General features: G+C 72.3%; 11 protein-coding genes. 5 read left to right on the top strand and 6 right to left on the bottom strand.

Going from position 1 to position 19819, the window contains the following annotated elements; translation table 11 throughout:
* Positions 1–20 precede the first annotated feature (20 nt).
* From tssK to phnD, 3 genes are all read right to left on the bottom strand, one after another.
* Positions 21–1352, bottom strand: a complete 1332-nt coding sequence (gene tssK / locus QRN67_RS33005) for a type VI secretion system baseplate subunit TssK (RefSeq protein WP_285415277.1) — start codon at positions 1350–1352, stop codon at positions 21–23.
* 138 nt (positions 1353–1490) lie between these two features.
* On the bottom strand, positions 1491–2576 hold the full coding sequence (locus QRN67_RS33000; protein WP_285415275.1) for a phosphate/phosphite/phosphonate ABC transporter substrate-binding protein: 1086 nt from the start codon (positions 2574–2576) through the stop codon (positions 1491–1493).
* Positions 2576–3613, bottom strand: a complete 1038-nt coding sequence (gene phnD / locus QRN67_RS32995; RefSeq protein ID WP_081265867.1) for a phosphate/phosphite/phosphonate ABC transporter substrate-binding protein — start codon at positions 3611–3613, stop codon at positions 2576–2578. Before phnD ends, QRN67_RS33000 begins: the two co-directional genes overlap by 1 nt.
* Positions 3614–3776: 163 nt before the next feature.
* Between phnD and QRN67_RS32990 the strand changes: the two genes are divergently transcribed.
* From QRN67_RS32990 to QRN67_RS32975, 4 genes are all read left to right on the top strand, one after another.
* Positions 3777–5669: an ATP-binding response regulator gene (locus QRN67_RS32990; RefSeq protein WP_285415272.1), complete on the top strand. Its 1893-nt coding sequence runs from the start codon at positions 3777–3779 to the stop codon at positions 5667–5669.
* A 181-nt stretch (positions 5670–5850) separates the two neighbouring features.
* A complete protein-coding gene (locus QRN67_RS32985; protein ID WP_285415270.1) occupies positions 5851–6954 on the top strand; it encodes an ABC transporter substrate binding protein in 1104 nt (367 codons plus the stop codon).
* On the top strand, positions 6951–8912 hold the full coding sequence (locus QRN67_RS32980) for a hybrid sensor histidine kinase/response regulator (RefSeq protein ID WP_285415268.1): 1962 nt from the start codon (positions 6951–6953) through the stop codon (positions 8910–8912). The genes QRN67_RS32985 and QRN67_RS32980 overlap by 4 nt, the downstream gene beginning before the upstream one ends.
* A gap of 34 nt (positions 8913–8946) precedes the next feature.
* Positions 8947–9741 carry a hypothetical protein gene (locus tag QRN67_RS32975; protein WP_285415267.1) on the top strand — a complete coding sequence of 265 codons (795 nt, stop codon included), beginning with the start codon at positions 8947–8949 and terminating at the stop codon, positions 9739–9741.
* On the opposite strand, the gene QRN67_RS32970 is transcribed toward QRN67_RS32975, so the two are convergent.
* Positions 9732–11483, bottom strand: coding sequence for a glycosyltransferase family 2 protein (locus tag QRN67_RS32970; RefSeq protein WP_285415265.1), 1752 nt, complete (start codon positions 11481–11483; stop codon positions 9732–9734). The two genes, QRN67_RS32975 and QRN67_RS32970, sit on opposite strands and share 10 nt — an antisense overlap.
* Positions 11484–11578: 95 nt before the next feature.
* Here QRN67_RS32970 and QRN67_RS32965 point away from each other — a divergent pair, with 95 nt between their 5' ends.
* Positions 11579–12460 carry a glycosyltransferase family protein gene (locus QRN67_RS32965; protein ID WP_285415263.1) on the top strand — a complete coding sequence of 294 codons (882 nt, stop codon included), beginning with the start codon at positions 11579–11581 and terminating at the stop codon, positions 12458–12460.
* Positions 12461–12470: 10 nt separating this feature from the next.
* Here the strand turns inward: QRN67_RS32965 and QRN67_RS32960 are convergent, their stop codons facing one another.
* Both QRN67_RS32960 and QRN67_RS32955 read right to left on the bottom strand, forming a co-directional pair.
* On the bottom strand, positions 12471–18005 hold the full coding sequence (locus QRN67_RS32960; RefSeq protein WP_285415261.1) for a two-partner secretion domain-containing protein: 5535 nt from the start codon (positions 18003–18005) through the stop codon (positions 12471–12473).
* A 2-nt stretch (positions 18006–18007) separates the two neighbouring features.
* A complete protein-coding gene (locus QRN67_RS32955) occupies positions 18008–19720 on the bottom strand; it encodes a ShlB/FhaC/HecB family hemolysin secretion/activation protein (protein WP_285415259.1) in 1713 nt (570 codons plus the stop codon).
* Between the last annotated feature and the right edge of the window lie 99 nt (positions 19721–19819).

The raw sequence follows: 19819 nt of genomic DNA, 5'->3' as shown, positions 1-19819 counted from the left end.
AAGTGCGCGAAGACTGGGGGTCATGCTCGTATCGCCCAGAAGGCAAGGTCGAGGCCGGGGAAGTCGCCCGCGATGTGCATCGCGATGCCGCCCGACTGCTCGAGCTGGCGCCACAGGTCGCTGTTGCGTGTTTCGAGCTCGAAGTAGTTGGCGCCCGTGTGGAACGGAATCTGGCGCGGCGCGACCGGCATCGGCGTGAGCGTGACGCCCGGCAGCGCCAGGTTCACGAGGTCGCGGATGCGCTCCACCGGGCCGATCTTGACCTGCGTGGGAAAGCGCGCGCGCAGCGCCTCGCTGGGCATGTTCGCGTTCACCGCGAGCACGAAGGTCGCCTTGCGCTGCAGTTCCACGTCCGTCACCATCGCCACGCGCACGCCGTGCTTGCGGTCGTGCAGTTCAATGCGGATCGCCGACTGCTCCAGCACCATCGACAGGCTGCGGCGCAGGTCGTCCATGAGCGGGCGGAAGCTCGTCGCGAGGTCGTCGTGGATGTAGGGCCCGAAGCGCGCCACGCGGCGTGAATCCCGAAAGCTCGCCAGGTCGCCGGCCAGCCCGAGCGCATGCTCGAAGAAATGCTGCGGATGCAGCATCGCGCTTCTGGCCAGGTGCGCGAACACCGCCTCGTTGCGGTTGACGGCCTGCAGCAGCATGAAGTCGGCGATCTCGGCCACGCCGCCGGTGCCGCCCTGCGTCATGCGGCCGGCAAGCGCCTCGCCGCGCTGGCGCAGCAGGCCCAGCAACTCGTCTAGCCAGGCGCGGATCACCGAATGGCCCGCCACGTCGAGCAGCGGCGGCAGCATCGCGCGGTCCAGCAGCACCTGGTTGTCGACGCGGCGCTCCTGCACGCGGGCGATGCCGAGCGTGGTCCAGGCGTCGGTCGCCTCGCCGGCGCGCATCAGCCGCGTGTGGAGCTGGCCCAGCTGCAGCATGGCGGTGCGCTCGCCGGCGGTGTTGGAGTCGGGCACCTCCGACTCGAGCACGCGGTGGCGCACCAGCTCCTCGTAGTCTTCCGCGTCGGCCTCGCGCGCGCCGGCGCGGCGCAGCGGCAGCGCGAGCACCACGGCCTCGTCGCGCATGCCGGCGGGAATGTCGATGGGCTCGGGCAGCGGGTCGACCGCCGGCATGTCGAACACGGTGCCGTCGCCGAACACGCCCACCGCCCGCACCAGCGCGAGCTTGCCGAGCGTGAGCGCGGCGGCGTCGATCTCTAGTTCGGCAAAACCCCAGGCATAGGGCGTGGTCGCGCGCAGCAGCACATGCCGCGCATGGTCGGCATGGCGCTCGCTTTGCTGCAGGTGCTGAGGCTGCAGCAGCATCCCCTCGCTCCACACCACTTTTGTTCGCCAGCTCATCCACGCTCCGTCAACGGCAAGGGTGCCGGAAAAGAAGCACGGAGTTTCAGGCGCGCGACGCGGCGGGCAAATCCGCCTTAAGGCCTAGGCGCGGGGGTTTGGTGGTACGGCGAAGGGACTAGGGAGCGCCGCGAGGCGTCAGCGGTTCGGCGCGCGCAGTGCCTCGACCTGCTCCGCGTAGGTCTTCTCGATGCGCTGCAGCCGCTGTTCGCGCGCGGCCTCGTTGACCCACGAAGCGGCCATGGCGCGCTGCCTGCCCAGCTGGTACTCCAGCCGGGCTTCGGGCAGCAGCGCGCTGTCGTCGGCCTCGACGTAGCCGTAGCCCGCGCGCAGGTTCTTCAGCACCTCGCGCTCGGCGTCGCCGCGCGGGCCCCTGGCCTTGCCGTAGCCGGTCAGGAAGTTCTGCAGCCGCGCCTGGAACTCCGGCGGGTAGCTGCGCCGCACCACCATCGGCGCGCCCGGCGGCGGCTCGGATTCCCACACCACCTGCAGCCGCTCGGCCTCGATAGGGAACTGCTGCCTGAAGCGTTCGAAGTCGGTGGTGTTGTTGGTGGCCACGTCGGCGTCGCCGTTGGCCACGGCGAGCGCGGTGGCCTGGTGGGTGCCGACGAACTCGCTGAGGAAGCGGGTTTCCATCTGGATGTTGTTCGGCAGGAAGAACTGGCTCTGCGGCACGATGAAGCCCGTGACCGAGCGGCTGTCGCCGCGCGCGAGCCGCCAGCGCTGCGGCTCGGCGAGCAGGCCGGCCAGCGTGTTGAGGGGACCGGCCTTGCGCATCAGCAGCACCGCGCGGTGCTGGGGGTTTCCGGGCTGCTTGGCAATCTGCGCCACCACCTTCATGCGCCGCTGCATCACCGCGTCGAGCGCCATCTTGGCGGACAGGAAGGCCATGTCGATCTCGTCGCGGCCGATGGCGCGGTCGAGTTCCTCGTAAGACGGCACCGAGTACGAACTGACCGGGATGCCGAGCGCGCGGCTCATGTCGGCCATCAGCGGCGTCCACAGCGCCCGCGACTCGACGGTGCCGCCCAGCGGCAGCACGCCGAAGCGCACCGCGCGCACCACCTCTGGCACGCCGGTCGCGCCCCTGGCGGGCGCGGGCGCGGGACCCGGCGTCGCCGCATTGGCGCCCTGCGCGGCGGCCGTGGCGGGCGCGGCCAGCATCGCGGCCGACGCGGCGCAAAGCAGCGTCGCGGCAAGCAGTCGGGCGGCGGCGCGGGCCATCAGGGAGACACGTCCTTGAGCACGCCGACCTGCTCGGCGTAGCTGCTGTCGATGCGCTGCAGGCGGGCTTCGCGCGCGGCGTCGTTGACCCACTGCGCGGTCATGGCGTTCTGCCGCGCCAGTTGCCAGGCCAGCCTGGCGGCCGGCTCCAGCGAGCTGTTGTCGGCCGGCAGGAAGCCGGCCAGGTCGTGCAGCGACTTGAGCACCAGCCGCTCGGCGTCGCCGCGCGGGCCCTTGGCGCGGCCGTAGGCGGTCAGGAACACCTGCACGCGCTTGCGCAGCTCGGGCGGGTATTCGCGCCGCACCACGATCTGCGCATGCGGAATGAGGTCCGACTGCCACAGCACCTGCAGCCGTTCCGCCTCGGCCGGAAAGCGCTGCTTGAAGCGCTCGAAGTCGGCCGTGTTGTTGGTGGCCACGTCGGCCTCGCTGTTGGCCACGGCCAGCGCGGTGGCCTGGTGGGTACCGACGGTCTCGCTGAGGAAGCGCGTCTCCATCGCGATGTGGTTCGGCAGGAAGAGCTGCAGCTGCGGCACGATGAAGCCCGACACCGACTGCTTCTCGCCGCGCGCCAGCCGCCAGCGCTCGGGCTGGGCCAGCAGGTCTTTGAGCGAATTGAAGGGCGGCGCCTTGCGCGCCAGCAGCAGCGCGCGGTAGCCGGGCAGGCCGTCGTGCCGCACCACCTGCGCCACCACCTTCATGCGGCGCTGGGTGACGGCGTCCAGCGCCATCTTGCCGGACAGGAAGGCCATGTCGACCTCGTCGCGCCGGATGGCCTGCTCCAGCGCCTCGTACGAGTTGACGGACAGCACGCTCACCGGCCGGTCGATGGCGCGGCTGAGCTCGGCCAGCAGCGGATCCCAGTCGCTGCGCGACTCGAAGGCGCCGCCCAGCGGCAGGATGCCGAAGCGCACCGGCGGCTCGCGCGCGGTGCCCTGGGCGCAGGCCAGCAACGGCGCGAGGCCGACGAGCAAGCCCATCGCCGCCGCGCGCAGGGCAGCTGGAAACAGGGCAGTGAGGCGCAATGAAACCAGCATTTTTTTACCGGATGGCATAGGGTTCGCCGACGGGCGGCGGGTCTGACACGGGCTGTGCGGACGCCATTAAATAGCAATTGCGCGTAGTTTTCGTGATGTTTTTCCTGCTTCCCTGTTCGCTCCGGCGCCCCTAAGCTCGGGCCTCCATGCGTCCGAAGCCTTCATGAACTGGAACTTCCGCGTCCTCCGCGGCCTGGCCCGCCTCACTTTCGCGCAGCAGCTGATCCTGCTGGCGCTGGTGCCGGCGGCCCTGGCCACGCTGGCGGCCATCGCGGTACTGACGCGCCAGCACCTGGGCAACCTCACCGAGCTGATGCGGGCCAATGCGCAGACGGTCGCGCTGCAGGTGGCCACGGTGGCGCAGGCCCCGCTGGCGCGCATGGACCGCCGGGCGCTGCAGCGCACCGCCCAGTCGGGCACCTACCAGCCGCATGTGCAGCAGGTGCAGATCTGGACCGAGGACGGCGAGATCGTCGCCAACTCCGAGACCTCCGACCGCGCGCGCGGCGAGGGCCTGCAGGTGGTGGTGCCGATCGTGGGCGACGACGGCCGCCACACGGGCAAGGTGATGGTCGAGATCAGCCTGAGCGCGGTGCAGAGCGCGCGGCGTTCCGTGTGGCTCAACGTGGCGCTGGTGCTGGCCTTCAGCCTGGCGGGCGTGGGCCTGGCCGGCTGGTGGGCCGCGCGGCGCATCAGCGAGCCGATCCGGGCGCTGGGCAAGGCGGTGGACCGGCTGGGCGCGGGCGAGGACGCGAGCGTGGCGATCGAGGGCACGTCGGAGGTGCGCCACCTGCAGCACGGCTTCAACCAGGCCGCGCGCGCGCTGGCCGAGAGCCACCGGCTGCTGCAGAGCCGCATCAACGAGGCCACCGCCGAGCTCGCGCGCAAGAACCAGCAGCTGGAAGTGGCGAGCCAGGCCAAGACCCGGCTGCTGGCCGCCGCCAGCCATGACCTGCGCCAGCCGCTGCACGCGCTCACGCTGTTCTCCGACGGACTGGCCAACGGCGAGACCGACCCGGTGAAGCTGCAGCGCATCGGCCACATCCGCGAGTGCGTGGATTCGCTCGACCGGCTGTTCTCCGAGCTGCTGAACCTGTCGCAGCTCGACGCCGGCGTGCTGCAGCCGCAGTGGGCCGACTTCCCGCTCGACCGGCTGTTCGACGAAATCAGCCGCAACTTCCGCCCGGTGGCCGAGCAGCAGGGCCTGCGGCTGGTGGTGCGCAAGACCGACGTGTGGGTGCGCTGCGACTACGTGATGCTCTCGCGCATCCTGAACAACCTGGTGTCGAACTCGCTGCGCCACACCATCGAGGGCGGCGTGCTGATCGGCGCGCGGCGGCGCGGCAAGGGCGTGCGCATCGACGTGGTCGACACCGGCGTGGGCATCGCGCTGCAGCACCAGGCGCGGGTGTTCGAGGAGTTCTACCAGGTCGAGCCCACCGGCCGGCAGGCGGCGCGCGGCGCGCGCGGCATGGGGCTGGGCCTGGCCACGGTGCAGCGGCTGGCCGACCTGCTCAACACCCGCGTCGACCTCAGCTCGAAGCTGCACAAGGGCACCTGCGTGCGTGTGCAGGTGCGCTCGGCGCCGGCCGCGCTGCCGGTGCCGGTGCTGCCGGTGGCCCTGGCCGGCATGGAGGAGGAAGAAAGCCTGGCCAACGTGCGCATCCTGGTGATCGACGACGAGCGCACCATCCTCGAAGGCCTGAGCGTGGTTCTCGCCAACTGGGGCGCCGAGGTGCTGCCCGCGCAGACCCGCGCCGAGGCGCTGGCCATGGCCGACGGCTGGGCGCAGCCGCCCGACGTGGTCATCAGCGACCTGCTGCTGCAGGGCGGCGACAACGGACTCGACGTGATCGCGGCGCTGGAGCGGCACCCGCGCGGCATCGGCCCCGGCACCGCGCGGCTGCTGGTGACGGGCGAGACCAAGCCCGACCGGCTGCGCGAAGTGGCCAACGCGGGCATCACGGTGCTCTACAAGCCGGTGTCGCCGCGCGTGCTGCGCCAGGCCATCCAGGCGCAGCGCGCCGCCGCGGCCGCGCTGCTGGCGGACGCCTGACGGCCGCCTTGCGGGGTAGGTGCGCGGGTAGTCCGTCGGACATAGGCCGAGCGGCTGCCGCGCAGTGATATTCGTCACGCGGGCAGGCCGCCGCGGCCACTGACATAAGCCCTCCGCCTTATCGCAAGAAGCAGGGGCGGTCCTTACATTGGATCATCGCCCCTTGCTGCGGAAGCAGTCCATGTTCCTTGCCGTGCCCCACATCTTCGCGCTCTTCCGCGGACGTCCAGGACGCCCCGCGAAACCGCGCGCGGGCATGCGGCGCGGCGCGCTGGCCCTGCTGGCCGCGGCGGCCGCGTCAGCCACGGGCCTGGCGGCGGCATCCAGCCTGACCGTGCTGATGGGCGACGACATTCCGGCGTCCTCGGAGTTCGTGCAGCAACTGCGCGCCGACCAGGAACCCGGCAGCCGCTTCGAGCTGGTGCGGCTGCCGGCCGGCGGGGCCGCGCCGTCTTCGGAGCCGCAGCTGGCGCTGGACGCCGGCACCGACCCCGATCGCGCCGCCAATGCGGGCGTGCGCACCCGCGGCCTGCGCGTGGCACCGGCCGACGCCCCGCTGACCATGGCCGTCGGCCCGGCCGCCGCGCGCGCCGCGGTCGAGCGGCCCGGCCAGGAGCCGCTGGTGCTCGCGATGCTGAGCCGGCTCGACTACGAGACGCTCAAGGCCGCGAGCCCGGCGGCCCTGCGGCGCAGCGACCGCCGCGTGGGCGTGCTGCTGCGCGACCCGGCCATGACCGATCAGCTCGCGCTGATGAGCGCGGTGCTCCCGCAGAAGCACCGCGTGGGCGTGGTGGCAACGCCCGAGTCGGAGCCGCTGGTGCGCGAGCTGCAGCGCGCCGCCCAGGTCGCCAACCCGGCCTGGGACGTGCGCATCGAATACGCGCCCGACGCCCGCTCGCTGGCCGCCGCGCTGCGCATCGTGGTGCCCCAGAGCGATGCGCTGATGGTGCTGCCCGACCTGATCGGCGACAACCAGGCGGCCACGCTCTCGGTGCTGCGCGCGGGCGCCGGCGCGGGCCTTCCCGTGTTCGGCACCAGCGAAGGGCTGGTGCGCTCGGGCGGCCTGGCGGCGGCGGTGTCGACGCCTTCGCAGCTCGCCCAGCAGGCACGGCTGCTCGGCCAGAAAGTGGCCGCCGCGAACGCGAACGCAAGCAGCAACAACGGCCCGCTGGTGGAAGCGGCGACGCCCGCCAGCGTGCGCGTCAACGCCACCGTGGCACGCGGACTCGGCCTGCGCCTGCCGGAGGAACGGGAACTGACCGAGCGACTCGCGGCGCCGCGATGAGCACCGCCGCGCGGCCCTCCAATGGCACGGCACCGGAGGCGGGGCCTGCCGCATCGCCGCCGCCGCCCAACCACACGCTGGTGGTGCGCGGCAACCTGCAGAACGACCTGTTCCGCCTCGGCGTGGTGCCGTGCGCGGCGGTGGCGCTGGCGCTCACCGGCTGGTTCACGCACAGCCGGCTGCAGACGCTGGAGGCCGCCTTCGATGCCGAGGGCCAGGCGGTCGCGCGGCAGGTGGCGGCCATGTCCGACCTGAGCCTGTATGCGGGCGACCTGCCCGCGCTGCAGAACGTGGCCAATGCCGCGCTGCGCGGCGGGCAGGTGACGCGGGTGGAAATCAGCAACAGCGCGGGCGTGTTCGTCACCGCGGGGCCCAAGACCACCTCGCTCGCGCGGCTGCGCATGTTCACTTCGCCGGTCACGCTGCGCGAGGCCTCGCGCGCCAGCGCCTTCGCGCCCGCGGGGTCCACGGCGGCGGGCGACACGCCCATCGGCCTGGTGCAGACCTTCCGCGACACCACGGCCTACACGCGCGAGCGCAGCCGCTCGCTCATTGCCGGCATCGGCATCGCGATGGTGGCGCTGATCGCGGCCTGGGCCTCGGTGCGCCACATGGCGCGCACGGTGGCGCGGCCGCTGCGGCGCGTGTCGCGCACCGTCGCGGCGCTGGAGACCGGGCAGTTCGACGTGCGCTGCGGCGTGGTCGAAGGCGGCACGCGCGGCACGCACGAGCTGGCGGTGCTGGCGCACGACATCGACCGGCTCGCCGAGCGGCTGCAGCACAACCGCCAGGTCAGCGAGGAGCGCGTGCGCGAGGCCACCGCCGTGGCGCTGCAGCGCATGGCCGAGGCCGAGCAGGCGGCGCTGTCGCGCGCGCGCTTCCTGGCCGCCGCCAGCCACGACCTGCGCCAGCCGCTGCATGCCATGGGCCTGTTCATCGACGGCCTGCTGCCCGGCGCCACGCCGGCGCAGCGCCCGGCCGTGCTGCGGCTGCAGGAGAGCACCGAGTTCATGGGCGTGCTGCTCGACGACCTGCTGGAGATCTCGCGGCTCGACGCGCAGGTGCTCACGCCGGCGATCGCCAAGGTATCGCTGGACGCGCTGTTCGACCAGATCGACGCGCAGCATGCCGCCGCGGCGGCGCAGGCGCGCGTGCGCCTGCACTGGAGCGACCGGGGCCTGGCGGTGCGCACCGACGCGGCCATGCTGCGGCGCATCGTCGGCAACCTGGTGAGCAACGCGCTGCGCCATGCGCCCGAAGGCGGCACCGTGCTGGTGGCCGCGCGGCGCTGCGCGGCGGGCGTGCGCATCGAGGTGCGCGACAACGGCGTGGGCATCGCGCCCATCCACCAGGGCCGCATCTTCGAAGAGTTCTACCAGGTGGCCAACACCGAGCGCGACCGCCGCCGCGGCTTCGGGCTGGGGCTGGCGATCTGCGCGCGCATCGCCACGCTGCTGGGCACACGCATCACCGTGCGCTCGGCGCTGCAGGCCGGCAGCACCTTCGCCTTCACCCTGCCCGCCGCGCGCGCCGCCGACGCGGCGCCGCCCGAGCCGCCGCAGTTCGCGCCCGCGCCGCTGGCCGGCCTGCGCTGCCTGGTGGTGGACGATGACCCCGCCATCCTCGAAGGCACCCGCACGCTGCTGGCGCAATGGGGCTGCCAGGTCGACTGCGTGACCACCGGCGCCGAGGCCATCGCGCGGCTGGGCGGCGGCGGCGTGCGCTACGACGCCGTGCTGTGCGACCTGCAGCTGGCGGGCGACGACGACGGCATGAACGTGCTCGACGCCGCCAAGCGCCTGCAGCCCGACGCGCTCGCGGTGCTGGTGTCGGGCGCGACCGGGCCCGACGTGCTGCAGCGGCTGCGCCAGGGCGGCGTGATGCTGCTGACCAAGCCGGTGGCGCCGGCCAAGCTGCGCGCGCTGCTGACCACGCGGCGGCAGGTTGCGGCAAGCTGACGACCGCGCAAGACCATCCACACCCGGACCGCCCATGCTCTCCATCGACGCCCTCCCGCAGATCCGCCCCTTCATCGCCACGCCCAGCTACACCGGCCAGCTCACCAGCGACTACGTGCGCAGCCTGCTCGGCCTGGTCAACCTGGCGTGGCGGCACGGCTTCGCGATGCAGACGCGATTCCTCGACGGCGACAGCCTGATCCCGCGCGCCCGCAACAGGCTGGTGGCGGAGTTCATGGCCGACGCGCGCTGGACGCATCTGTTCTGGATCGACGCCGACATCGGCTTCGAGCCGGAGGCCGCGCTGCGGCTGCTGCTGGCGGGCCGCGCGGTGGTGGCCGGCGTGTACCCGCACAAGAGCGACGGCTGGCCGAGCGAGGGCCTGGCGCAGGCGCTGCCCGCGGGCAGCACGCGCGAAGACTTCGAGGCGCGCCACGCGGTATTCCCGGTGAACCTGAAAAACGCCGGCGTGGACGCCGACGGCTTCGCCGAAGTGCTGGACGCCCCTACCGGCTTCATGCTGATCGAGCGCAGCGTGTTCACCCGGCTCGCGCAGGCCATGCCGCAGCTGCGCTACACGCCCGACCACATGGAAGACGCGCAGGCGGCCGCGCAGGCGCACTACCGCTTCTTCGACGTGTGGGCCGAACCCGGCAACGGCCGCTACCTGAGCGAGGATTTCGCCTTCTGCCGGCGCTGGCAGTCGATCGGCGGGCAGGTGTTCGTCGACACGCGCTCGCGGCTGAGCCACACCGGCACGCGCACCTACCGCGGCGATTTTTCGCGTTCGCTGGCGATGTCCGCGGGCCCGTCCGAAGGTCAGGCCTGAAGCAGCGCCGCCAGGTCCTTCGGCAGGCTCGCGAGCGCATAGCCGCGCCCGGGCGCCACCGCGGCGAGCCGCAACGCCGGCCCTTCCTCGGCAAGATAGTCGTAGCCCATGGGCTGCAGGCGCCGCTCGGGGTCGAGGCGCCGGTACAGGTCGCGCCGCGCGACGCGGTCTTCGCGGCGAATCATCTTCAGGTGGTAGAGCCGGTAGTAGCTGCGGTACATCACGCCGTGTTGCGCCACGGCGTCGGGGTACCACGGTCCATGCAGCGCCGGCGCCTGCGCGAAGGCGATCTCCTGCGGCAGGCGGAACAGGCAGGCGCGCGACTTGTGCGCCCACGGGCCGTCGATGCGGAACCGGTCGGGCGCGTCCCACAGTTCCCGCATCGCGACCGACAGGCAGGACAGCTGCGTCTCGGAGAGCGAATCGACGATGGCATTCAGGTTGTCGAGGAAGAGCGTCTCGTAGCGCTCGTCGGCATCGCACGCCAGCACCCAGCCGGCACCGTGCGCGCGTGCGCATTCGAGCAGCCGGCGGCGGTTCTCGCGCTCGTTCCATGCGTGCCTTTGCGCCGGCGCCGGCGGGTTCGACAGCAGCGCGAGCAGCTTGGGCTCGCGCCGTGCGATGTGCGCCGTCTCGTCGGTCGAGCCGTCGTCGAGCAGCACGAAGCCGTCGACATGCGCGCGCAGGTGCGCGAGGCAGCCCTCGAGCAACCGCGCCTCGTTGCGCAGCTGCATCACGCAGACGATGCGCGGGCGCGCGGTCAGGCGCCGTGGCGCTTCCTTGCTGCAGCGCGGGCAATGAAAGTGCGGCGCCGGCTCGTGGTGGACCATGCGCGCGCAAATCTCGCACTGCAGGCGCGAACCCATCGCGAACACGGGCGCGGAGCGCAGCCAGGGTGGCGCGTCCTGCGGCGACGGCGGCAACGCAGCGGCGTCCGTGCGAGCGATGCGCGTGAAGTCGCAGCCCCACGCGCGGCGCTCCGCGCCCTCGTTCGCGCGCGCGGTGGCCGGGGTGCAGCATGCCCAGTCGTTGTCGGGGTCGAACTGCTCGCTGCCGTCGCGCGCCTCGAAAGAAAGGTGCAGCAGCTTCAGGTCGGCGCAGGCCAGCAGTTGCCAGCCGGCCATCTCCAGGCGCACGCGGAAGTTGTCGTCGTCGCCGCCCCAGCGCGCCAGCGATTCGTCGTAGCCGCCGACGGCATCGAAAGCCTCGCGCGCGCAGCACAGGGAACCGTAGAAGGTGCGCAGGTAGAGCGCGTCGGGCACGGCGTGTGCGAACAGCGTGGCCAGTGCGACATGCATGGCATGGGCATCGGGCTCCGGCGCAGCGTCCAGTTCGTCGAACCGCGCGAAGCCGACGCGGCCGACCGCCACGCCCCGGCCGCCCTGCATGGCCGCATGCAGCGCGATGGCGGGCGCATCGCCCACGTAAGCGGATTCGGGCGAATGCACGAACACGAAGCGGCCCGCGCTGTGGCGCACGCCCGCGTTGATCGCACAGCTCGGCGGGCGCCACGCGTGCGCGCGGTCGTTGGCCAGCAGGGTCCAGGCAACGCCGGGAAAGCGCGCGAGCAGTTGCTGCAGCTCCTTTTCCTCGCTCGCATCGTCGAGCGCGATCACCACCTCGATGCCGGGGCGCGACCAGAACGGCGCGTTGAGCGCGACGACGCGCTCGAACTCGGCCAGCTTGCGATAGAACGGCATCACCACGCTGAGCCACGGCCGCGCCGCGCCGGGCGCGGTCATGCGCGGCCCCGCCCGGACGCGTCCTCGCCGGCGGCCGCGCCGCGAGACAATGCTCCTTCACGTGCCCGTGGTACCACCTGCGTCATACCGCCATCATGAACGGCTGCTTCATCAACCTGCAAGACAGCATCGCGCGCCGCGAGGCCATGGAGCTGCAGCTGCGCGCGCTCGGCCTGCCGGGCATCGCCCGCCTGGAGGCGACCGGCACGCACGGGCTGCCCGCGCACGCCACCTTGCCAGACGCCCCGGTGAGCCCGCGCGAGCACGCCTGTTTTCTTTCGCATGCAGGCGCCATCGGCAGTGCGCCGCACGGCGACTTCTTCCTGGTGCTCGAAGACGACGCGCTGCTGAGCCGCGCGCTGCCGCCGCTGCTGCGCCAGCCCGATGCGCTTGCGCAGCTCGGCGGATTCGACCTGGTGTTCCTCGAATGCATGCCCGGCATTTCGGCGCCCGGCCTGCTGGCGCTCTGGCAGGCGTTGCGCAAGCACCTGCCGCACGACGCGCACGGCGCGGGCATGCCGCGCGATGCCATCGGCGGCGTGGAGATTCTCGATGCGCGGGGCCTCTACAACTGGGGCGCGGTGGCCTACCTGGTCACGCCGCAGGGCCTGAGCACGCTGCCACCGCTGCTGCGCGAGGCTCTGGCCGCGGGCCCGGCGCTGGCCTTCGACATGACGCTCAACACGCTGGTGCACGACGGCCGCATCCGTGCCGCCGTGCTCGCGCCGTTCCTGGCCACACCGGCGCTGTCGAGCCATGCGCAAAGCACCATCGACGACCGGCCGTGCGCGGCCGGGAACGACGCGCTGTCGGGCGCGCTGCGGCGGCTTTTCTTCGCCGGCCCGCTCGACGCGCCCGCGCTCGAAGCCCACGTCGGTGCCTATCGCCATGCCGCGCTCACGCAAGACCCGCAGCTGCAGTTGCTGGCCGACCTGATGGCGCAGCTCTTCGTCATCAGCGCGCGGCCGCCGCATTGAAGCCGCGCGCTCAGAAGTCCGAACATCCGTTGCGCCGCTCGGTATTCACGCAGCTCAACAGGTTGGGCCGCGAGCGCACGCGCGACCATTCGCGCGCCAGCACGTCGCCGGCCTGCGAGGCGCGGTCGCCGTCCAGCGGGCCGGTGGCCAGGCAGATCGGTGCCTGGCCGATGTTGCGGTCGTACAGGTAGGTGGAAGGCAGCTCGCGCAACACGTCCACCGTGGGCAGATCGGCCAAGCTGAACTGCGCCACCACAGGGGCCGCATCCACGCGCAGCGTGCCCGGCACCACGCGCACCGCGTAGCCCGCGGCCGACGCGAAGGCGCCGTCGATCGGGTAGCTGCCCGGCGGGCTGCCGGCGTTGGCGCTGGTGCCCGGCGCACCGCTGAAGCTCGACGCGTTGTCGCCCAATATCAGCCCGCTCACGCTGTACGTGAAAAGCGGATTCGGCGCGCCCTGCGGCCGTGCGGCGTCGCCGATGGTCACGGTGGCCGTCGGCTGCTGCGCATAGATGAAGTGGTTGCCGCCGGCCGGCACCGTCACCGTGCACAGGCCCAGATAGGCGCAGTGATAGAGGTTGGGCAGCGTGCCGGTGCCGGCGAGGCCGCCGCGCGCCTCGCCCACCCAGGTGTCGGCCCAGATGCGCCACGCACCGCCGCCGATGGCGAAGCCGCCCGGATTCTGGAAACGCGCGGCCGCCACCAGGTCGGTGCCCGCCCCGCCGGCCACCGTGGTGCCCAGCGTGAGGTCGTCGGCCAAGGTGCGCACGAACACCGTGTTGGCCGCCATCGACGCCACGCCGGCCGTTGCCGCCTGGTTGGTGGCGGCGTCGAAGCCGGCGACGCTCGGCGCACCGATGGTGACCGCATTGGCGTCCACGTAGCCGAACCCGCCCGCGGCACCGCCGCCCACGACGGCCACGTTGTTCGCCGGGTTGCGCAGGTCGACGCTGCCCTGGAGCGAGCGTGCGAGCAGGCTCGTGGCGTTGATGGCGCCCGCAGCCGATTGCGTGATGTTGCCGGCCGACAGCAGCCCGACCTGCGTGGCATTGATCGCACCGTTGACGGCGATGTTTCCGCCGCCGTCGTTCTGCAGCGTCAGCGCGCCCGAAGCCGACAGCGGGCCGGCCACGGTGATGTCCGCCGCCTGCGTGTTGCTGCCCGCGACGATGGTGGGCGCGCCCAGCAGCGCGAACTCGGCGCCCGAGACCGAGAAGCCGCCGGTGCCCGCGCCGCCGAGCACCACGGGTGTGGTGGTGGCATCGGACGCGGCGAAGTTCTGATCCATGCCGCCCGGCCGCAGGTCGATGGCGCCTGCCGCGCTCACCGGCGCGCCGATCACGATGGCGTCGGTGCTGCCGTCGTTCACCGCGCGCAGCACCACGTTGCCGCTGCCCTGCACCACCGGCAGCGCGCCCGGCAAGGTCGGCGAGCCGCCGGCCTCGATGGCAACGCCGGCGCCGCCGTTGGCCGAGCGGCCGGTGATCTCGATGCCGCCACCGCCGGTGGTCGTGATGCGTGCGCCGTTTTCCAGGCGCACGCCGCTGTCGCCGCCCACGGCGGGCGCCGTCGGGTCGTTGTTGAAGTTGTAGCCGCGCAGCGCGATGGTGCCGCTGCCGCTGGCGATGCTGCTGCCGCCGTTCACCAGCACGCCGTACGAGCCCGCGAAGGTCGACGAAGCCTGGCGCCGCGCCACGCCCTGCACCGTGATGTTGCCGCTGGTCGTCGACAGCGCCGAAGCCGCGCGGCCGTCGGTGATGACCACGCCGCTGTTCCAGTCCGCCGAGCTGCCGCGGATGTCGATGGCGCCGCTCGAACTCGCCAGCTGCACGCCCGCCAGCGTGACGTTGCCGCCCGCGATCTGCACCGCGCCGCCCGCGCCGGCGTCGCTCTGCCCCACGCGCGTGTCGATCTGCGAATCGACCAGCGTCACATAGCCGGTGGGTGCGCCCGGCTGGCCGCTGTAGAGCGTGACGGCGCCGCCGCCGGTCTGCACGCTCGCGCCGTTCATGCCGATCCGCCCGCTGCCCGGCGTGCCGTCGCCGCGCGCGGTCATGGCGACGCTGCCGCCGCGCGTGTCGATGCTGCCGTTGTACGTGATGGTGCCGATGGAGCCGGAGGGCGTGCCGTCGGGGTTGAAGCCCGCGTTGAACACCACGTTCAGCGGCCCGCCCGCGCCCGAGGAGCGGATGACGGTGCCCACGCCGTTGGCCTGGATGCTGCTGCCCGAGTCGAGCTCGAAGCTCAGCGCGCCGGCAGCGGCGGTGTAGTCGATGAGCACGTCGTTGGCCAGCGTGATGCTGCCCGTGCCCACGCCGCCCGTGCCGGTGGTGATCTTCACGCTGGCGCCGCCGTTGAGCGCGGCGTTGATGTCGCCGTCCTGGATCGTCGAGTTAGACAGCGCGTCGAAGGGGTTGGTCGGCAGCGTGCCGGCGCCGGCGCCGCTGACGATGGCCACCGCGTAGGGGTCGACCAGCCAGGTGCCCGCGGCGCCCGCCGGCGCACCCGCGTTCGCGCGGATGCCGGTCAGGTCCAGGTTGCCGCCGGAGGTCTCTATGAAGCCGCCGTTGCCGCCGGCCGCCCCGCCGCGCGCGCTCAGCGTGCCGTGCGCGCGCAGGCTGTTGTCCGCCAGCAGGCGGATGCTGCCGCCGTTGCCCGTGGCGGAAGCGCTGTCGGCCAGCACCGACAGCCCCGGCGCCAGCGCGAGCATGCCGCCCGTGTTGTCGCTGGTGCGCGTGGTGGCCTGCAGGCGCACGTCGCCGCCCGTGCCCGCGCCGCTCGCGTCGGCCAGCGTGCCGGCGGCACCGGCCAGCGCGCCGGCGTAGATGTTGCGGCCGGTGACGGTGATGCCGCCGCCCGCGCCACTGCCGCTCGCCGTGCTCAGCAGGGCATCGGTTTGCGCGCCGCGCTGCAGCAGCACGTCGCCGCTGCCGCCGCTCACCGCGATCTGCCCGCCCTCGGCCCGCAGGCCCTGGCCGGCGCCGCTCGCGCGGATCCACACCGCCGCCGGCGTGAGGCCTTCGTCGATGGCGCCCGCCGGCGGCTGCGGGTCGCCGTTGAAGTCGTACACCACGCCCGCGCTGCCGGTGGTGCCCACGACGTCGATGCGCTTGCCCCGCCCCGCCACGATGCCCGTGTCGCCCACGGTCACGCCGCGCGAGGCGCCGATGGTGGAGGACGCCGACAGCTTGCGGAACTGGTCGTTGGCCAGCAGCGCGCCCAGGTCGGCGCCCGTGCCCTCGACGCGCACGTTGCCGCCGGTGGCGATGTCGGTGCCGCTCACCGCCACGCCCACCGACACCGCGCGCGACGACCAGTCGGCGACCTGGTCGGTGTCGCTCCATCCGCGGGTGGCGCCGCGCACGCTGATGTCGCCGCTGCCCGATGCGATGCGGCTGCGCGTGTCCGGGGGGCCGTCGTTGAACGTCTGCCCTATCGACACCCCCGCGCCGCCCAGGCCGCCGACACCGTCGAGCGTGATGCCGCCGCTGCCGCTGATGATTTCCGCGCCGGTGATCAGCACGCCGGTGCTGCCGGAAAAAGTGGAACTCGACACCACGGTGCCGCCCTGCCCGCGCAGGCTGATGCTGCCGCCCAGCGCGCAGCTGGCGGCACCCGGCGCGCAGGTCGAGATGCGGCCGCCCGTCACCTGCACGCCGGCGCTCTCGAACGGCACGTTGAAGTAGGTGTCGTCGGTGTAGCCAATGGCGCGCCCGTTCTGCGCATCGCTCTGGCCGTAGAAGCGCACGTTGCCGCCGTTGGTCTCGATGGTCGCGCCGGTCAGGACGATGGGCGCAATGCGCATGCCGTTCGTGTCGGTGATCGGCATGTCGATGGCCGGCAGCGCCGCACCGGCCGCGTCGGCGTTGAAGTCGACGTTCAGCGGACCCGACGTGGACCTGATCGACGACCGGTCGGACATGCCGATGCCGGTGGCCGAATCGACGCGCAGGGATGCGGTGCCGCCCGCGCTCTTCACCACCGCGGAGGCGGTGTCGAACACCACGCCCAAGGGCTCCTGCCCGCCTTCGGCGTTGCGTGCGTTGCTGCCGAGCACCACGTCGGTCGAACGCCCGAGCGCACCGCCGATGGCCGCGTCGCTCAGCTGGCTGGAGGCTGCGCCGCCTGCGCTCGGATAGGCGCCCGCGTCGTACGCCGGCGCCGTGGCCGTGACGACGATCTGCTTGTCGGACTGCAGGCTCCACTGACCGTTGGCGCCACCATTGGCGCCCCCTGCCGCGGACACCGAAAGATCGCTCGCGACCTCGATCGCATTCGCGCTGGTGGAGATCGCACCGCCCTTGCCGCTGCCGGCGCCCTGCGCCGACAGCTCGCCCGACAGGTGCAGCCCCAGCACGGTGTCCGTTGGCGGCGCGCCGGCCGCGCCGGGCAGCGTCGTGTAGTCGGCCGCGCCGATGCGGATCTCGCCGCCCGCGGCGTTGCCCGCGCTGCCGTCGGCGCGCAGCACGGTGGTCGGCCCCACCGACAGGCCGCCGAGCGCCGCCAGCTGCACCGTGCCGCCGCCGGCCTCGCCGCTCGCGTCGAGCGTGGCGCCTTCCACGCGCACCTTGCCCGCGGCCACCGTGATGCGCCCGCCCGCCACCGTACCGGTCGATGTGGCCTGCAGCGTGCCGCCGACGCGCACTTCGTTGTCGGCGCCCGCGCTCAGCACGATCTCGCCGTTCTTCATGCCGAGCGAGTTGGCGCGCACCGTGCCGCTCTGGTTCACCACCAGCTCGCCGGGCGTGATCGACTGGCCCACCAGCACCACCCGGCCTGCGTTGGCCTGCAGGGTGCCGCTGTTGGCGACCGATGCACTGGCGGCTTTCGAATCCGTCAGGATGTTGAGGCTGGTGAGGCCGTCGCCCCCGATGTCCAGCGTGATCTTGCGGCCCGACGCCAGCGCCACCGTCTGGCCGTCGGCGGTGATGGTGCCGGTGGCCTCGTTGCCCACGCCCGCGCCCATCAGCACCACCGGCCCGCCGGTGGCCGTGATGTCGCCGAGGTTGCGCACGGTGGCGGTGCTGGCGTCGGCGCGCTCGAAGGCAAGGCGGGTCTGGCCGTCGAGAAAATTCGCGTCGCTGGTGGTCATGGCCAGCGTGGAGGCCAAGAGCCCGCCCACGTTGACGCTGGCGCCCTGGCTGAACAGCACGCCGTTGGGGTTGATGAGGAACACGCGGCCGTTGGCCGTGAGCTGGCCCGCAATGGTCGACAGCTCGTTGCCGTTCACGCGGTTCAGCAGGATGCTCGAACTGCCCATGGCCTGCTGGATGTTGACCGCGTCCTTCGCGCCGATGGAAAAGCTGTTCCAGTCGATGATCGCGCGCAGCGATCCCTGCGTGATGCCGAGCGCCTGGCCGCCGCGCGGCGTGGCCGTGAGGACCGGGTTCACCGTCACCATGCCCTGCGTGGTGAACATGCCCGGCTGGTAGCTCGGCAGGATGACCTGCGCGAGCGCGGGCGCCATGCCCATGCAGGCCAGCGACAAGGCCAGCGGACGCAGCGCGAGGCGCGGTGCGAGAGGTTTGAGTTTGCGTGGCTTCATGGTCAGAACGCCTTTTGAACCTGGACGTACAGCCGCGGGCCGCGGCCTCCGCCATCGGTCTGCGGCCGCGGCGTGCCGTCGCGCCATGCCAGGGTCGCGTTGATCGAGAAATTGCCCGGCCGCGACCAGCTCAGCCCGATGCCGTAGCCGCGCAGGCTGCGCGAGTTCTCGCCGTCGAACGGCGAGGGGTGACGCTGCAGCCGGCCGCGCGCGGCGTCGTAGAACGCGAAGGGCGTCAGCTCTTCGTTCACCGACCAGCGCCATTCGACGGTGCCGATCAGGCCCTGGTCCACGAGCAGTTCACCCGACGGATAGGCCCGCACCGCGCGCGCGCCGCCGAGCGCGAGCTTCTCGGAGGCATCGAGGTTCTTGCTCGCCCACTGGCCGCCGATGGAGAGGTACAGCGAATGCCGCGGCACGATGGCCTGCAGCCGCGACAGCTGGAAGCTCAGCTTGTTGAAGCCGCCTTCGGTGTGGCGCCCGCCGAAGGCCTGGTCGTCGGCCCGGCCCTGCGGGTCGCGGATGGACAGCGAGCCGTGGTACAGCGTGCCCGAGCTGGCCCAGTAGCCGCCGCCCAGCACGTCGTCGCGCCGCTCCCAGGTCCATCCCACGCCGAAGCCGCGCACGCGCTTCCTGGCGTCGTACTCGAACGCGCGGATTTCGTCGTCGAGGTCCTTGCTGTCGGCGCTCAGACGCAGGATGAGGTTCTGCTGGCGCTGCCGGATCAGCGGGTAGTTGAGCGACACGTCGAACACGTTGGCGCGGCCCTGGGCCTCGAGGTCGGAAAACTGCCCGCCCAGGTCGTAGCTCACGCGCGAGAGGCCCACGCCGGCGCGCAAGCCGCTGGTGCCGATGGGCGCCTCGTACGAGACGCGGCCGAACTGCAGCGCGTTGCCGTTGGACACCATCACCCGCGCGTCGAGGTTGTCGCCGATGCCGAAGGGGCTGAGCCAGCGCACGGTGCCGCCCACGCGGTAACGGCCCGATTCCTTGGTGCCGTGGTTGTCGGCCTCGGCGGTGAAGGCCCAGCGCGGCGCGGGCGCCACCTCGACGGACAGGTCGGTGGTGCCGGGCTGCGAGCCTTCCTGCAGGCCGGAGGAAACCTTGATGCCGGGCTGGTCGGACAGCAGCAGCATCGCGCGTTCGTAGGCCGGCGCGCTGACGGCTTCGCCGGGCTGAAGCGGCGCGAGGAAGCCGCGCACGCGCGACTCGGCGATGGGCGCGTCGGGCGCGACGACGACCTCGACCTTGCCGAGGCGGCCTTCGATGACGCTGATCTCGACGATGCCGTCGCGCACGGTCTGCACGGGCACCACGGCCTGGGCGAGGAAGTAGCCGCGTTCCTTGTAGCGTGCGGTGATGGCCTTGGCGAGTTCCTCGAGCTCCGAGAGCGTGACGTCGCGCCCGATGTACGGCGAGGTGATGGCCTGCAGCTCTTCGTTGCTGAGTGCCTTGACGCCGTTGAGGCGCAGGTCGTTGAGCTTGAACGACGCGCCTGCAGGCTTGGGCGGTGCGGGCAGGCTTTGCGGTGCAACCGTGCCTGGTGCTTGTGCCAGGGGCCGATCGCAAGTGCCGCAGGGATCTTGTGTGGGGAGCAGCGTGTTTGTTTCTTCGGACTCTGCTGCGTGCGTGCTCTGGGCTGCGATCAGCAATGCCGCGCTGAACAGGGTTGCTGCTGCGAAGGCCGTGGGCGTCAGGGGGTGGCGGGCTTGCATCTCAGTGCTCTGTGCTGCGTTGTGCTGCTGGTGTTTGGGGGCGTGTGCACAGGCCACCGGGTACTCCCCTCCGCGAATGTCCCCCGGGGCTGCGCCCCT

Origin of the sequence: Variovorax sp. efr-133-TYG-130 (assembly GCF_030208835.1) — a bacterium.
GTDB lineage: Bacteria > Pseudomonadota > Gammaproteobacteria > Burkholderiales > Burkholderiaceae_C > Variovorax.
This window is presented reverse-complemented; position numbering and strand designations above follow the sequence as displayed.

What these genes read in the sequence shown, in the direction of transcription:
- tssK (WP_285415277.1), bottom strand. Translation starts at nt 1,352, where the DNA reads ATGAGCTGGCGAACAAAAGTGGTGTGGAGCGAGGGGATGCTGCTGCAG.
- QRN67_RS33000 (WP_285415275.1), bottom strand. Translation starts at nt 2,576, where the DNA reads ATGGCCCGCGCCGCCGCCCGACTGCTTGCCGCGACGCTGCTTTGCGCC.
- phnD (WP_081265867.1), bottom strand. Translation starts at nt 3,613, where the DNA reads ATGCTGGTTTCATTGCGCCTCACTGCCCTGTTTCCAGCTGCCCTGCGC.
- QRN67_RS32990 (WP_285415272.1), top strand. Translation starts at nt 3,777, where the DNA reads ATGAACTGGAACTTCCGCGTCCTCCGCGGCCTGGCCCGCCTCACTTTC.
- QRN67_RS32985 (WP_285415270.1), top strand. Translation starts at nt 5,851, where the DNA reads ATGTTCCTTGCCGTGCCCCACATCTTCGCGCTCTTCCGCGGACGTCCA.
- QRN67_RS32980 (WP_285415268.1), top strand. Translation starts at nt 6,951, where the DNA reads ATGAGCACCGCCGCGCGGCCCTCCAATGGCACGGCACCGGAGGCGGGG.
- QRN67_RS32975 (WP_285415267.1), top strand. Translation starts at nt 8,947, where the DNA reads ATGCTCTCCATCGACGCCCTCCCGCAGATCCGCCCCTTCATCGCCACG.
- QRN67_RS32970 (WP_285415265.1), bottom strand. Translation starts at nt 11,483, where the DNA reads ATGACCGCGCCCGGCGCGGCGCGGCCGTGGCTCAGCGTGGTGATGCCG.
- QRN67_RS32965 (WP_285415263.1), top strand. Translation starts at nt 11,579, where the DNA reads ATGAACGGCTGCTTCATCAACCTGCAAGACAGCATCGCGCGCCGCGAG.
- QRN67_RS32960 (WP_285415261.1), bottom strand. Translation starts at nt 18,005, where the DNA reads ATGAAGCCACGCAAACTCAAACCTCTCGCACCGCGCCTCGCGCTGCGT.
- QRN67_RS32955 (WP_285415259.1), bottom strand. Translation starts at nt 19,720, where the DNA reads ATGCAAGCCCGCCACCCCCTGACGCCCACGGCCTTCGCAGCAGCAACC.